The sequence below is a fragment of the Microbispora bryophytorum genome (assembly GCF_043197435.1).
Classification (GTDB): Bacteria; Actinomycetota; Actinomycetes; order Streptosporangiales; family Streptosporangiaceae; genus Microbispora; species Microbispora bryophytorum.
On sequence record NZ_JBICTF010000002.1, the window covers coordinates 660,940 to 674,451 of the forward strand.

Sequence of the window (13,512 nt, forward strand, 5' to 3'; positions counted from 1 at the left end):
TCTACTCGACCGGCACGATCCTGCTCCTGGCGGCCGTCGCCCACGTGCTGCGCCGCCGGCCGAGGCTCGCCGCGGCCGTGTGCGTGGCGTACGGCCTGCTCGCGATCGCGGGGGACGGCTGGCCGACCTGGGGCGCGGACTTCGGCGGGGTGCCGTCGTTCGTCCTCGGCGTGGCGGTGTGCGTGCTGATGGCCGCGGGCAAGCGTGTGTCGGTCCTCCGGCTGGGGCTGATCGGCGTGGCGGGGGTCGCGCTCATCTCGCTGATCGCGGTGGCCGACTGGCTGCGTCCCGCCGACCGGCGGACCCACCTCGGGGCGTTCGTCCAGCAGATCATCGGCGGCGAGGGCGGCTCGGTCGTCGGGCGCAAGCTCGGGGCGATGCTCCACACGCTGGGCAATCTCCCGCTGACGCTGCTGTCGGTGGTCGCGCTGGCGTTCCTGTTCCTCGTGCTGGCCCGGCCGTCCCGGTGGGGCGCGCCCGCGCTGAGCCTGGCCTACGAGCGGGCGCCGGAGCTGCGGGCCGGGCTGTTCGGCGCGCTGACCGCGGCGTTCGCCGGGTTCCTGATCAACGACTCGGGGATCGCGATTCCGGCGATGGCCCTGACGGTCGCGGTGCCGCTGGCGCTGGCGGCGTCCGTACGCGCGTTCCAGACCGCGCCGCCCACCACAGCAGCGCGATCGTCAGCGCCAGCAGGAGCGACGGCGCCACCCAGCCCCTGACCACGCCGACGAGCCACCCCAGGTCGGCCGGCTGATCCGCCTGACGCGCGGGCAGGTAGGCGAGCGAGAGCACGGCGAGCCGGGCGACCAGGAACGCCTCCAGGCCCGGCCAGGCGACCAGGGCCAGCAGCGCGAACCCCAGCCCGTCATACCAGGGCAGCGCGTACGGCGTGGCGAACAACCAGGCCACGGCGACGGCCAGGGCCACCACCGGCCCCTCGCGCTCGGCGGTGGGACGTCCACGCAGGAGGAGGGCGGCCAGCGCGGCCAGCAGGAGCAGCGACCCCGCCTGGATCCACGCCCGGTAGGCCCCGGACCCGAACATCACCTGCAGGGCCCTTTGCGCGAGCTTCCACGGCGTGGCCAGCGAGACCGACTTGCTGGCGTTCAGCAGCTGGTCGAGCGCGTGGGGCCCGGCCAGCAGGTAGGCCACGACCACGGTCAGCGCCGCCGGCCCGGCGACCAGGGCGAGCCGCCGGGGGCTCCTGCGCAGCTCCCACGCCGTGCCCAGCGCCACCAGGCCCACGGTGGCCTTGACCGCGACCCCCAGGCCGAGCGGCACGCCCCGGCGGGCGACCAGCCCGGCCACGACGAACGCGATCGCCACGGTGTCGAGGTGCATCCCGGCCACGAGCTCGTAGACGAGCAGCGGATTGGCCGTCCACAGCAGCGCCGCGCGGCGCTGCCGCACGGGATCGCCGGCGGTGGCGCGGTGGAGCAGCAGGCCGGTGGCGACGAAGGCGGCGGCGTTGACCAGGGCCATCACGAAGACTGTCAGGCGGACCGAGTCGCCCCCGACGTGGCTCGCCAGCGCCTGCACGGCCGTCGCGACCGGGCCGTACACGCTGGGCGTCCTGGTCCACTCCTCCACCCGGCCGACGACGGGATCGGCGGGAAGGTCGGCGGGCACGGTCGCGTACGGGTCGTGGCCGAGGGCCGCCATCCGGCCGTACGCCGCGTAGTTGAGGTGGTCGGCCGACCCCGAGGGCGGCAGGAACGCGAGGACCGCGGCGGCGGCGCACCCGGCGACGACCAGCGTGCGCGCCTGCGGCATCCGGTCGGCGTAAGCGAGGCCGGCGGCCAGGCCTGCCGTGCCGAGGACGAGCGCCGCGGCGGCCAGCGCGACGACGAGACGACCGTCCGGCGCGAGATCGAGCGAGTAGGGAGGCTGCCACGACCGCCCCGGCAGTCGGGGCACCATCGCCGACGGCCCGAGGACGCCGATGGTGATCGTGAGAACGATCGACAGGCCGCCGGCGGCCGGGGCCAGCCGGGCGGCGATCCGAGCACGCCCCCGCGAATCCACCCCCAAATTCCACCACACCCGCGCCGTGATCTTGGATTTTGTCGCAAGTGGCGGCGTCGACCAGGGGCTATCCCTTTCGTGATCTTGCACTGATCACGACCGACGGGCACTCACCTGCGGCATCTCGGCAGATGATCTTGCATCGCGACGGACAGTGCAAGATCACGAACAATGTAGCCGCGGGCAAGACGCCCGCAGGTCGCTTTGCTGCATGATCACGGAGCCGATCGGCCCAGGTAGACGCGCAGCCTGCGACAAACTACAAGATCACGGCGGGGGTTAGGGGAGGTGGCGGCGGGGCGGGCGCAGGGCGGCGCGTGCCTGGTCCACTGCGGGCTCGCGGGCGGCGAGGGCCAGGCCGACGTCGCGGAGCTGCTTGGCCCTGTGCAACTGGGCGCGCCAGTCGGTGCCGGTCGCCCGGTGCGACATCTCGACCTCGGCCTCGACCACTCGGAAGCCCTTCCTGAGCAGGTCGACGGTCATACCGGTCTCGACGCCGAAGCCGTGCGCGAGCGGCCGGGCCGCCTCGAACGCCGCCCGGGTGAGGCACCGCTGCCCGTTGAGCGGCTGGGTGGCCTCCCAGCCGGTGAGCCGCTTGATGCCGTCGCGGGCCAGCCGCACGACGATGCCGTGCCCGCCGAGCTTCACCCTGGTCGCGAACTTCGCGATGGTCATGTCGGCCTCGCCCGCGCGCACCGGCGCGATCAGCGGGAGAGCCGCCGCCGCCGTCTCGCCCAGGTCGGCGTCCAGGAACAGCAGGTGCCGGGGATGGTCCTCGTCCAGGAGGCGCACGGCCTCGGCGCCGCTCTCCATCGCCGCCGCCTTGCCCCGGTTGCGGCTGTGCCGTACGACCCGGGCGCCCGCCGCCCTGGCCACCCGGCCGGTCTCGTCGGACGAGCCGTCGTCGACCACGACCACGAGATCCACGCCGGGCAGCTTCAGGGCGGCGGTCACGGTGGCGCCGATCCGGTCGGCCTCGTCCTTCGCCGGGATCACCACCGCGGTGTCCGGCTCGGGTACTGCCATCTCCCCCATGCGCCTAGCCCTGATGCTCGGCCGTGAGCAGGTCGGCGGGCACCGTGTCGTGCACGGTGAACACCGAGTCCAGGCCGGTGACCTGGAGAATCTTGCGTACCGCCGGTCTCGGGGCCGCCACCTCCAGCGTGCCGCCCCGCTCGCGCAGCCGCTTGAGCGCCGACAGCAGCACGTTCATGCCCGTGGAGTCGCAGAACTCCACTCCTGACATGTCGATGACCACCCTGTCGGGCCCGGTCTCCAGCAGACGGGTGAACTCCGCCTGCAGCCGGGGCGCGGTATATAGGTCGATTTCGCCGAAGACGGCCATGACGGCCTGACTGGCGTGGGATTGCGTCGCGACTTTGAGCTCCACGAGGCGCACACTAGCGTCGTCCCGGCCCCGGGTCACGCTCCATCGGATTCGTCGAAGAGTCGTCCGCCCTTTGTCCCCGATTCCGGCCCCACGTAAACGCGGAGTGCGCGAAGCTTGACGGTATGCGACACCGGCGTCGCCGGATGGAGGGCCCGGATCCTCCGCGTCTTGGTCGTCACTTCGCAAAGGAGGGCGGGCGCCGAGCACAGCGGGCCCGAGAGCAGATGAACAGTGAGATTCCCGAGGATCCACAGCGGCGTGTGCTACGCGAGCATCTGGAGACCATGCAGGTGCGCACCGAGAAGGCCTCGTCGTGGCGCGACGCGGCCGAGCCGCTGCGCGGCCTGGTCAACCGCGAGGGGTACGTCCCGGTCAGCGCCCGGCTGGCGTCCGAGGACCTCGACTTCCTCGCCAAGGCGCGCGAGGAGCTGCTGAGCTTCTCCGAGCTCGGCATCCGGCTGCTCGATCTGCACCAGCCCCGGGACGCCGGCGGTATCTCCAGCGACCCGGGCAACCCGATCCTGCGGTGCCGGAGCTGCATGTGGCGCTGGCCGTGCCCCACGTTCCGGGCCATGGCGGAGGCGTTCACCCCGCGCCGGCGGGAGGTCGCCCCGGACGTCCCCTCCTGGCGCGGCCAGCTGGAACACCAGACCGACCTGTGACCTGGGCGGCGAGCGCGGCGCCGAGCCGCGCTTCTCATGCCGGAACCGGCGACGCCAAGAGTCACCAAGTCGGTGTTAAGTGTTCGCCATGGAGGCGTTCCTAACGTCCTCTGTGTAAGGGCCGGTGCGCGGAGACGGGCGCCGGCCGACACAGGAGAGGACCGCGGAGCCCGGGCGTCGAAGGGCTTGCCGGGTCCCGGATGGGAAGAGCGTCATGAAGCTGGTCTACAAGGTCCTGGCCGCACTCGTCGCGGTCGAGGTCGCCGTGCAGGCGATGATGGTCGTGCTCGGCGACGCGGGGCTGTTCAAGTACATCGAGCAGGGCGGCGTGATCGACAAGGCGGGCGTGGAGAGCGGGGGAATCGAGTTCCCCGAGTTCTTCGCCTTCATGGTCCACGGCATGAACGGGATGATGATCATCCCTGCGATCGCGCTGCTCCTGCTGGTCTCCTCGTTCTTCGCGAAGCTCCCCGGCGCGGTCAAGGGGGCCGCCCTCGTGGTCCTGCTCGTCGCGGTCCAGGTCTCCCTGGGCCTCCTCGGCCACCAGATCCCCGCCCTGGGCGCCCTGCACGGCCTGAACGCGCTGCTGCTGTTCGGCGCGGCCGTCCACGCGGCGCTTCGCGGGCGTCGGGCGGCGGCGAGCGTGACCGCCCAGCCCCACGCCCGGGTCGAGACCGTCGTCTGACGACGACTCGCATGGACGGGACTCGCCGTCGCGGCGCCCGCCTCCGGACCGTCCTGGCGGGCGCCGCGACCATCGCCCTGCTCGGCCCGCCGGCCTGGATGTGGCAGGACAGCCTCATGCCCGGCGCGTACTCCGTCATGGACATGGGGTACGCGGACTACGGCGGCGCCCTGACACACGTGGCCGCCGGCACCTCCGCGCACTCGGCGCACACGCCCTCGGCGCACACCCACTCGGAACACGCGGCGTCGGAACACGCGGCGTCGGCGCGCAGCCTGACGTCGTTGACGGCCGACCCCGACCGCGAGGCCGACGTCTCGATCACCCTGGTCGCGCGCAGGCAGCGGTTCCGCCTGTCCACCGGCCGCCCGGTGGACGGGTACACGCTGAACGGCACCTCCCCCGGCCCGGTCATCCACGCGACCGTCGGACAGTTGGTGCAGGTCCGCCTGGTCAACGAGTCGGTGCCGGACGGCATCACGCTGCACTGGCACGGCGTCGACGTGCCCAACGCCGCGGACGGGGTCGCCGGTGTCACCCAGGACGCGGTCGGCGTGGGCCGGTCGTTCACCTACCGGTTCGTCGCCGGTCAGGCCGGCACCTTCTGGTACCACTCCCACCAGGTGTCCCACGAGCAGGTGCGCCGCGGCCTGCTGGGCGCCCTGGTGGTGACCCCGGCGGCGCGGCCGCCCGCGGGCACGGCCGACGTCGTGGCGCTGTTGCACCTCTACGACGGGGCCCGCACGATCAACGGGCGTGAGGGAGACGTCCGCGCCGAGGCCCTCCCCGGCGAACGGGTGCGCGTACGGATGATCAACACGGAGAACGGCCAGACGTCCGTATGGGTCAGCGGCGCCCCGTTCCGGCTCATCGCCGTGGACGGCACGGACCTGCACGAGCCCGCTCCCGTACGGGACACCGCCGTGACGGTCACGGCGGGAGGCCGGGCCGACATCGAGGTGACGATGCCCGAGGACGGCTCGCCGGTGCGGGTGCACATCGGCGGTCCGGCCGGCGTCGTGCTCGGTTCGCGGTCGTACGACGTGCCCGCCGTCCCCCGGCCCGCGACCTCGCTGGACCTGCTCACCTACGGCACGCCGGCGCCGCTCGGGTTCGACCCGGACCGGCCCGATCGGCGGTTCGACTACGTGATCGGGCGCCGTCCGGGCTTCCTCGACGGACGTCCCGGAATCTGGTGGACGATCAACGGCCACATGTTCCCCGACGTGCCGATGTTCGTCGTCGCGGAGGGCGACGTGGTGCGGGTGCGGATCGTCAACGACAGCGGAGAGCCGCACCCGATGCACCTGCACGGCCACCACGCCGTGGTGCTGAGCCGTGACGGCGTGCGCGCGACGGGCGGCCCCTGGTGGGTGGACTCGCTCGAAGTCGGCGCCGGCGAGTCGTACGACCTCGCCTTCGTCGCCGGCAACCCGGGCATCTGGATGGACCACTGCCACAACCTGCCGCACGCCACGGAGGGGCTCGTCGCCCATCTCATGTACGAGGGGGTCACCACGCCCTTCACCGTGGGCGGGACGGCCGGGAACGAGCCGGAGTGACCCCCGGCCGCGGCGAGGCGCGGTCAGGCCAGTGGCAGCGTGATCGTGAACAGGCAGCCGGGGCCCCGGTTGACCACGTCGATCTCGCCGTCGTGGGCCTCCACGATGCCGCGCGCGATGGCGAGGCCGAGCCCGGCGCCGCCGTCGGGGCCGGGTGTCCGCGCCGCCTCGCCGCGGAACGCGACGTCGAAGACCCGGGGAAGGTCCTCCTCCGGGATGCCGCCGCAGCCGTCCAGCACGGACAGGCGGGCGGTCGTCCCCTCCGCCACCGCCCGTACGACGACCGTGCCCCGGGCGGGCGTGTGGCGGATGGCGTTCACCACCAGGTTGCGTACGGCCCGGCCGAGTTGCCCGGCGTCCGCGGACACCGGGACCCGCGGGTCCGCCTCGCCGGTGAGGTGCACGCCTTCGGCGCGGGCCAGCGGTTCGACGGCGGCGAGGGTGTCCGCGACGAGGTCGCCGAGCCCCGTGCGGGTGAGCCTGGGCCGCAGCGTGCCCGCGTGGATGCGCGACAGCTCGAACAGGTCCTCCACCATCCCGGCGAGCCGGTCCACCTCCACCCTGATCTGGACGTGGTAGCGCTTGACGGTCTCGGGGTCGTCGGCCACTCCGTCCTCCAGGGCCTCCACCATCGCCCGCATGCCGGCGAGGGGAGTGCGCAGGTCGTGGCTGACCCACGCGACCAGTTCGCGCCGCGCGCTCTCCAGCGCCCGCTCGCGTTCGTGGCCCAGCCGCAGCCGCTCGTACGCCTGCTCAAGCGCGGTGCTGATGGTCTGCAGTTCGGCGGGGAGCGGCGCGGGCGGCGGGGTGAACAGGCCGGAGGGCGGCACGCTCTCCAGCGCGCCGACGAGGCTCCTGCTGGCGCGCACCACCGTGCGGGCGTTCACCAGCGCGACGCCGATGCCCACCAGGCCGCCGATGCCGACGACGGTGAGCACGATGTTCTTCGGCCGCCCATCGAGGATCATGGCGAGGGTGATGGCGACCACCCCGGCCAGCGTCGCGGAGACCGTCACGGCCGCGACGACCGCGAGCATCACTCCGATCGACCGGCGGCGCAGCACCCGCAGCAGCGCCAGGCCGAGGGCCGCGATGACGAGACCGAGCCCGGCGGCGACCGCGACGATCTGGACGATCACGACAGCGGCTCGTAGCGGTAGCCGACGCCCCAGACCGTGACGATCCGGCGCGGGTCGGTGGGATCGTCCTCGATCTTCTCCCGCAGCCTGCGCACGTGGACCGTCACCGTGGAGGAGTCGCCGAACGACCAGCCCCAGACCTGGTCGAGCAGGGCCGTGCGGCTGAACGCCTGGCGGGGGTTGCGCAGCAGGTAGACGAGCAGATCGAACTCCCGGGCGGTCAGCGTGATCTCCTTGCCGTCCAGGCGCACCTCGTGGGCGCCGACGTCCACCACCAGGTCGCCGTCACGCAGCACGCCGGTGCCCGTCGGCACCAGCGCGCCGCGGGCCCGCCGCAGCACGGACTGCACGCGCAGGGCCAGCTCGCGCGGGCTGAACGGCTTCGTCACGTAGTCGTCGGCGCCGGTCTCCAGGCCGACCACCCGGTCCATCTCCTCACCGAGGGCGGTCAGCATGATCACCGGGACGGGCCACCGCTCCCGCAGCTTCCGGCAGACCTGAAGACCGTCGAGCTTGGGCAGCATCAGGTCGAGCACCATCAGGTCGGGCGGGTCGGCCAGCGCCCGCCGCAGCGCCTCGGCCCCGTCACCCACGCACTCGACCTGGTGCCCGTCCCGCTCCAGATAGCGGGCCACCACCTCGGCGACGGTGGGGTCGTCGTCCACGACCAGGACACGGGCGGCGGGGTTCGGCGACATCGGACTCCTCGGGACGACCTGCCTCCACACCGTAATCCACCGGACGTTTGTCCTCGCCCACAGCGGAAAGAGGCCCGATCCTGGAAGGGATCGGGCCTCGGGTACCCACCGCTCTCGCGGGTCGCGGCCGACGTAGCCGGCCGGTGTGAGCGGATGCTCTCGCGGTGCCGGGGGATCGGCGCCGACCGGCTATGGCCAGTCGATGTCGGACACGACCGCCGGAACCGCCGGCCAGTCGATGTCGGACACGACCGCCGGAACCGCCGGCCAGTCGATGTCGGCGGCCACCGGACGGCCGGTGGGCGCCGACGCCGACAGCCCTGCGCCGAACAGGAGAAGCCCGGCCACGGCCAGAGCAGGCATGCAGAGAGCAGCGATGTAAGCGAAAAGGTGCTTGTACATGACTGGTCCTCGCAGGATGACTCGTCGAGCGCAGGGCGTGATCGGCAGCCCCGGCGCCCTTCATCGGCTCTGGCTGACAATCTAACTAAGGGGCGAACATCTTGGCAATAGATTTGCCTAAATTAGGAAATAGTTGCCCGGCGCTGCTAAGCAATACTTGCCTATCGTCCTGTTCTCCATTTTCGGGCGTCCGTTTAAACGTATTTCCGCCCCCCTGCCGGCTCGACTTCGAAGCGCACCGACGCGGCCAGGCCGAGGGCCAGCTCCCGCGCCTGTTCCGGGGAATCCGCCCCCACGACCAGGGCGCCCACCCGGTCAGCCGACTGCCGTACCGGGCCGACGACGTCGCCGGGCCGTACGCCGAGTTCGGCGTGGAGTACGGCGGGGTGCGCCGCCACCTCGGCCCAGCCCTCCACCCGCGTCAGCCGGCCGGGCGGTGCGGTGAGGAAATACGAGGCCGCCGCACGCACCGGGGTGAGGTTCTCGTTCACCGGCCTCCCCAGGAGGTCGTCGAAGAGCAGGCCGAACAGTTCCAGCCCGGGAACGGCGTGCTCGAGCAGCCGGTGGATCCAGTCGCCGCCGGGGCGCGGATGCACCTCACCGAGCACGACGCCCTCCCGCGTCAGCCACAGCTCGGCGTGGAAGACGCCGAATCGCAGGCCGAGGGCGGTGAGCGCCCCGGTGACCTGCTGTTCGACACCCGCGAGAACGTCGCCGGGCAGTCCGGCGGGCAGCACGTGCCCGATCTCCACGAAGTACGGCGGCGGTAGCTTCATCTTGGCCGTCACGGCGAGCACCTTGGGGACCCCGCCGAGGAAGACGCCCTCCACGCTGTACTCCGGCCCCTCGACGAACTCCTCCACCAGGAACAGGTCCGGGTCCGGCAGTGCCCGGACGGCGGCGGGCAACTCCTCCACCCCGGTCACCTTCCGCACGCCGATGCTGCCCGCGGCATCCCGCGGCTTGACGACCCATGGACCGGAGCCGTCCGCCAGAAAGGCGGCGGCCTCGTCGGCGGACGCGCACAGCCGCACCGCGGGCTGAGGGAAGCCCGCCGCCGCCAGCGCGGCGCGGCAGGCGTCCTTGTTGCGCACGCGCCGCACCGCGTCGGCCGGATTTCCGGGCGCGCCGAAGACGGCAGCGGCATCGGCGACGGACAACTGGACGGTGTCGCGCAGGCCCAGGACCATGTCGAAACGGTCGCCCCGGGCCGCGCGCTCCCTGACCCACCGGGCACAGGCGCCGGGGTCGTCCGCGTCCACGGCGGTGACCTCGTCGGCCAGGCGGTTCACCTCCGGCGTCGCGGCCAGCGACCGCGGACGGTTGATGAGATGGGTGTGGATGCCACGGGCCCGCGCCTGGGTCAGCGCGATGGTGGAGATGTCCACGCTGGTCGAGATCGGGCTCGCGCCTCCGGCGAACAGCAGGCGTGGCGGTGTGGCTGTGCTCACGTTCTCTCCTTGTGTGGTGGCGGCGTGCGGTGGTGGCGGCACCGGTACGGATGGATGTCCGGCCGGCCGCGGAGATCATCGGGACAGCAGGCGGCGGAGCCAGGCGACCCGCACCTCGTGCGCGGTCCGGGAGACGACGGCCTCCGGCACCCACTCGTCGAAGCTGTGGAACGCTCCGGACCACACGTGGAGCTCGGCCTCGCCCCCGGCCCGCCAGACGCGGCTCGCGTAGTCGATCCCCTCGTCCCGCAGCGCCTCGACCGATCCCACCTCGATGAGGGCGGGCGGAAGGCCGGACAGATCCGCCGCCCGGGCGGGTGCGGCGTAGGGGGAGACCTCGGCCGTCCCGCGGCGTTCGCCGAGCAATGCGGTCCAGCCGGCGAGGTTGGACAGGCCGTCCCACAGGCCGACGCGCGCCATCTGCCGTACCGAGAACGTGTCGCATCTGTCGTCGAGCATCGGGAACTGCAGCATCTGCCCGAGCAGGCGGGGAGTGCCGCGATCCCTCGCCAGCAGGGCGAGACCGGCGGCGAGCGCACCCCCGGCGCTGTTGCCGCTGAGGATGATCCGGCCGGGGTCCACATCGATCTCGCGCCCGTGGTCCGCGACCCACGTCAGCCCGGCGTAGCAGTCCTCCACGGGCGCCGGGTCGGGATGCTCGGGGGCGAGGCGGTAGTCCGGGGCCACCACGGCGAGCCCCAGCTCGGCGGCCCGGTCCAGCTCTCCGGCGAGTTCGGTGGACCGGTTGCTGCCCGCCACCATGCCGCCCCCGTGTGTGTTGTAGACGACCGGGTACGGCCCGGTCCCGGTCGTGGGCCTGCAGATGAGCAGCGGCACGTCACGGGCGCCATCCGGGCCCGGCACACGTCTTTCCTCGATCTCGAACATCCCGCCACGCGCGATGTCGTCGTCCGACAGTCTGCCCTCCGCGGAGCGCCGGCGCCGGTCGGCGATCAGTTCGGGCGTGAGAGGCGTGGGCAGCCGGTCCAGGATCTCCCGCAGCGGGCCTCCCAGCTCCGGGTCGAACGGCGGCACGCCCTGGCGAACTCGCTTGCTGATGGTCATGTCGCTCCCGGTTTCGTCAGAGTGTCGAGGGCAAGGACTTGCCAGAGTTGCCTAAAATGTTGCCCCAGAAGCCAAAGAACTGGCAATAACGGTGGTCGCGGTACTAGCGTGATCCCATGCGCATTCGGGAGTTCGTCGAGTCCGACTGGGATCAGGTGTGGCCGGTGGTCCGCGAGGTGGTGCAGGCGGAGGAAACCTTTCCGTACGACCCCGCCATGACCGAGGCGGAGGCGCGCGACATCTGGATTGAGAGACCCCCGGGCCTGACGGTCGTCGCGGTGGCCGGTGACCGGGTCCTCGGCACCGCCAAGATGGGCACCAACCGCCCCGGCCGCGGTTCGCACGTCTCGACCGCGAGTTTCATGGTCGCCGCCGAAGCCCGCGGACAGGGCGTCGGCACCGCGCTCTGCCGGTACGCGTTGGACTGGGCGCGCGAACACGGATACGCGGGCATGCAGTTCAACGCCGTGGTGGAGTCCAACCACACCGCCGTCACCCTCTACGAGCGGCTCGGATTCCGGATCGTCGGTACGGTCCCCGGCGCGTTCGACCATCCGAAGCTGGGTCGTGTCGGTCTCCACGTCATGTACTGCGAGTTCTGAAACCGTCGTCTCCCCGGGCGGCCGGGGAGCCTCACTGGAGGATGTGATCATGAAGCAGTCGCGCCTCACGCACATCTCCGCCCCTGAGGGCGTCTTCCCGAGCGACGGGTACACCCATGTGGTCACCGGTCCGGGACGCCTGGTCGCCGTGGCCGGTCAGATGCCCTTCGACCCGAAGGGCGAGCTGGTGGGCGAGGGAGACCCCGCCGCGCAGGCACGGCAGATCTTCGAGAACATGAGCCGCTGCCTGTCGGCCGCGGGAGCGACCTTCGGGGATGTGATCAGGCTCAACTACTACGTGACGGACATCGCGCACGTGCCCGCGATCCTGTCGGTGCGCGACGAGTTCGTGGACCTCACACGTCCGCCCGCCAGCACGGTGGTCCAGGTGGTCGCCCTCTTCCGGCCGGAACTGCTGATGGAGATCGACGCCCTCGCCATCGTCCCGGAACCCGTCCCTGAACCCGTCCCGGCGACCGGCGGCTGACCTCCGGGCCGTCACGCGCCGCCGGCCACCATCAGCCGGCGGGCCGACGTCCCGAACCACCCCGCCGAACCACGCCGCCGAACCACGCCTCCCGATCGCGGGTGTCAGGCATCCGCGACGACCGACTCCTCCGTGAACCAGCGCGCCAGGCACCTGATCCGGTCCGCCGCCTCCTCCTCGTCGCGTCCCTCCACCACCGCGGTGCCGGCGATCGCGCAGGACGCCTGGCGCGCGTCGGGCATGCGGTCGCCCGGCCGCGCCCGCACCGACACATACCAGACGCCCTCCTGAGCCGCCACTTCCGGCTCGCTCGGGCAGGACCGCAGCGTTCCCGGCGCGGTGGTCAGGAAGACGTCTCCGAAGCTCGACTCGGCGACCGACGGCGCGACCCCCGGCTCCAGGTCGAGCACCGCACGCGCCCACTCCTCGTGCAGGTCCACCCCGTGCTGCAGCCGGATCATCTCGTCGAAGGAACCGCCGGGGATGCGGCCGCCGCACTCGCCGAACACCAGCCGGTCGCCCTGATCGAAGACCTCCATGTGGAACACGCCGTCGTGGTGCCCGAGCGCCTTCATGGCGTGCGCCGCGAACTCGCGCGCCCTGCCGTACAGGCCGGGGAACCGCCCGGGGTGGCGGACGACGGACGCCACCACCCCGCCGTCCCTGATCGACAGGACGTTCTGCAGGTAGCGCCCGACCGAGACGAACACCACGTCCCCGTGCCTGACGACCCCGTCGATGTGCAGTTCGGCCCCGTCCACCCACGCCTCGGCGAGCCAGGGGCCGTCCTCCGCCCGGAGCCGGCGCGTGAGCTCCGCGCGTTCCTCCTCGCCGTGCCAGGCGTGCACCCCGCGGGTGGCCGAGTTCGCCAGCGGCTTGACCACTCCCCGTTCGTACGGCACCCGCGCGAGGTCGCCGGGACGGACCACGAACCGGGTGTCCGCGACGGGGATCCCGGCGGACCGGATCCGCCGCTTCTGCAGGTCCTTGTCCCGCAGCGCCAGCGCGTCCCCGGGCGTCATCGGGCTGCGGGACCCTCCGAGCACGGCCGCGGTGACCAGCGTGAACTCGAACTCGCTGCAGACCACGTCGAAGTCCTGGGGGCGCAGGTCGTACCGGGTCAGACCGGCGAGCACGGACTCGGCGCTGCTCGCATCCGGCACCGCGATCGCCCGCGCGTCGTCGAGCAGCCCGGCCCGCAGCGCGTCGTCGCCCGCGGCGAGCACGCACGTGACCTCGGCGCCGAGCCGGCGCAGGGCGGCGACCGCCTCGGGGCGCCATCCGATCAGCAGGACTTTCCGCTTCGCCATCTCACGTTCCTCCTGGGAAAAGGCTGGGCCCTGT

14 protein-coding genes are annotated in these 13,512 nt (G+C 72.4%); 5 read left to right on the forward strand and 9 right to left on the reverse strand.

Annotated elements, in window-relative coordinates; translation table 11 throughout:
* Positions 1-564: 564 nt before the first annotated feature.
* From mptB to ACGFIB_RS08070, 3 genes are all read right to left on the reverse strand, one after another.
* Entirely contained in the window at positions 565-2,025 is a 1,461-nt protein-coding gene (gene mptB / locus ACGFIB_RS08060; RefSeq protein WP_393369513.1) for a polyprenol phosphomannose-dependent alpha 1,6 mannosyltransferase MptB, read from the reverse strand.
* A gap of 279 nt (positions 2,026-2,304) precedes the next feature.
* The gene (locus tag ACGFIB_RS08065) at positions 2,305-3,051 is read right to left on the reverse strand and encodes a glycosyltransferase family 2 protein (RefSeq protein ID WP_189104864.1); all 747 of its coding nucleotides are present in this window, start codon (positions 3,049-3,051) and stop codon (positions 2,305-2,307) included.
* Between the two features lie 13 nt (positions 3,052-3,064).
* Positions 3,065-3,415 carry an STAS domain-containing protein gene (locus tag ACGFIB_RS08070; protein ID WP_142567933.1) on the reverse strand — a complete coding sequence of 117 codons (351 nt, stop codon included), beginning with the start codon at positions 3,413-3,415 and terminating at the stop codon, positions 3,065-3,067.
* A 224-nt stretch (positions 3,416-3,639) separates the two neighbouring features.
* Between ACGFIB_RS08070 and ACGFIB_RS08075 the strand changes: the two genes are divergently transcribed.
* The 3 genes from ACGFIB_RS08075 (at position 3,640) to ACGFIB_RS08085 (ending at position 6,324) form a co-directional block, all read left to right on the forward strand.
* Entirely contained in the window at positions 3,640-4,077 is a 438-nt protein-coding gene (locus tag ACGFIB_RS08075) for a hypothetical protein (protein WP_393369516.1), read from the forward strand.
* A gap of 214 nt (positions 4,078-4,291) precedes the next feature.
* A complete protein-coding gene (locus tag ACGFIB_RS08080; protein WP_142567934.1) occupies positions 4,292-4,762 on the forward strand; it encodes a hypothetical protein in 471 nt (156 codons plus the stop codon).
* Positions 4,763-4,773: 11 nt separating this feature from the next.
* Positions 4,774-6,324: a multicopper oxidase family protein gene (locus ACGFIB_RS08085; RefSeq protein ID WP_393369519.1), complete on the forward strand. Its 1,551-nt coding sequence runs from the start codon at positions 4,774-4,776 to the stop codon at positions 6,322-6,324.
* A gap of 23 nt (positions 6,325-6,347) precedes the next feature.
* Here the strand turns inward: ACGFIB_RS08085 and ACGFIB_RS08090 are convergent, their stop codons facing one another.
* From ACGFIB_RS08090 to ACGFIB_RS08110, 5 genes are all read right to left on the reverse strand, one after another.
* Positions 6,348-7,463, reverse strand: coding sequence for a sensor histidine kinase (locus ACGFIB_RS08090; RefSeq protein WP_393369522.1), 1,116 nt, complete (start codon positions 7,461-7,463; stop codon positions 6,348-6,350).
* Entirely contained in the window at positions 7,460-8,161 is a 702-nt protein-coding gene (locus ACGFIB_RS08095) for a response regulator transcription factor (RefSeq protein ID WP_357238089.1), read from the reverse strand. The genes ACGFIB_RS08090 and ACGFIB_RS08095 overlap by 4 nt, the downstream gene beginning before the upstream one ends.
* 189 nt (positions 8,162-8,350) lie before the next feature.
* On the reverse strand, positions 8,351-8,563 hold the full coding sequence (locus tag ACGFIB_RS08100) for a hypothetical protein (protein ID WP_393369525.1): 213 nt from the start codon (positions 8,561-8,563) through the stop codon (positions 8,351-8,353).
* A 194-nt stretch (positions 8,564-8,757) separates the two neighbouring features.
* A complete protein-coding gene (locus tag ACGFIB_RS08105; protein WP_357238093.1) occupies positions 8,758-10,014 on the reverse strand; it encodes an ATP-grasp domain-containing protein in 1,257 nt (418 codons plus the stop codon).
* 75 nt (positions 10,015-10,089) lie between these two features.
* Positions 10,090-11,079 (reverse strand): alpha/beta hydrolase, encoded by a 990-nt coding sequence (locus ACGFIB_RS08110; RefSeq protein ID WP_357238095.1) that lies wholly within the window; start codon positions 11,077-11,079, stop codon positions 10,090-10,092.
* A gap of 116 nt (positions 11,080-11,195) precedes the next feature.
* Between ACGFIB_RS08110 and ACGFIB_RS08115 the strand changes: the two genes are divergently transcribed.
* Positions 11,196-11,681, forward strand: a complete 486-nt coding sequence (locus ACGFIB_RS08115; RefSeq protein WP_357238097.1) for a GNAT family N-acetyltransferase — start codon at positions 11,196-11,198, stop codon at positions 11,679-11,681.
* A gap of 49 nt (positions 11,682-11,730) precedes the next feature.
* Positions 11,731-12,168 (forward strand): RidA family protein, encoded by a 438-nt coding sequence (locus tag ACGFIB_RS08120; RefSeq protein ID WP_393369530.1) that lies wholly within the window; start codon positions 11,731-11,733, stop codon positions 12,166-12,168.
* A gap of 104 nt (positions 12,169-12,272) precedes the next feature.
* Here ACGFIB_RS08120 and ACGFIB_RS08125 read toward each other — a convergent pair whose 3' ends face one another.
* Positions 12,273-13,478 carry an ATP-grasp domain-containing protein gene (locus ACGFIB_RS08125; RefSeq protein WP_357258302.1) on the reverse strand — a complete coding sequence of 402 codons (1,206 nt, stop codon included), beginning with the start codon at positions 13,476-13,478 and terminating at the stop codon, positions 12,273-12,275.
* Between the last annotated feature and the right edge of the window lie 34 nt (positions 13,479-13,512).

Bases quoted from the DNA above. Each gene is read 5' to 3' on its own strand.
- ACGFIB_RS08065 (WP_189104864.1), bottom strand. From the start codon at position 3,051: ATGGCAGTACCCGAGCCGGACACCGCGGTGGTGATCCCGGCGAAGGAC.
- ACGFIB_RS08075 (WP_393369516.1), top strand. From the start codon at position 3,640: ATGAACAGTGAGATTCCCGAGGATCCACAGCGGCGTGTGCTACGCGAG.
- ACGFIB_RS08080 (WP_142567934.1), top strand. From the start codon at position 4,292: ATGAAGCTGGTCTACAAGGTCCTGGCCGCACTCGTCGCGGTCGAGGTC.
- ACGFIB_RS08085 (WP_393369519.1), top strand. From the start codon at position 4,774: ATGGACGGGACTCGCCGTCGCGGCGCCCGCCTCCGGACCGTCCTGGCG.
- ACGFIB_RS08095 (WP_357238089.1), bottom strand. From the start codon at position 8,161: ATGTCGCCGAACCCCGCCGCCCGTGTCCTGGTCGTGGACGACGACCCC.
- ACGFIB_RS08100 (WP_393369525.1), bottom strand. From the start codon at position 8,563: ATGTACAAGCACCTTTTCGCTTACATCGCTGCTCTCTGCATGCCTGCT.
- ACGFIB_RS08110 (WP_357238095.1), bottom strand. From the start codon at position 11,079: ATGACCATCAGCAAGCGAGTTCGCCAGGGCGTGCCGCCGTTCGACCCG.
- ACGFIB_RS08115 (WP_357238097.1), top strand. From the start codon at position 11,196: ATGCGCATTCGGGAGTTCGTCGAGTCCGACTGGGATCAGGTGTGGCCG.
- ACGFIB_RS08120 (WP_393369530.1), top strand. From the start codon at position 11,731: ATGAAGCAGTCGCGCCTCACGCACATCTCCGCCCCTGAGGGCGTCTTC.
- ACGFIB_RS08125 (WP_357258302.1), bottom strand. From the start codon at position 13,478: ATGGCGAAGCGGAAAGTCCTGCTGATCGGATGGCGCCCCGAGGCGGTC.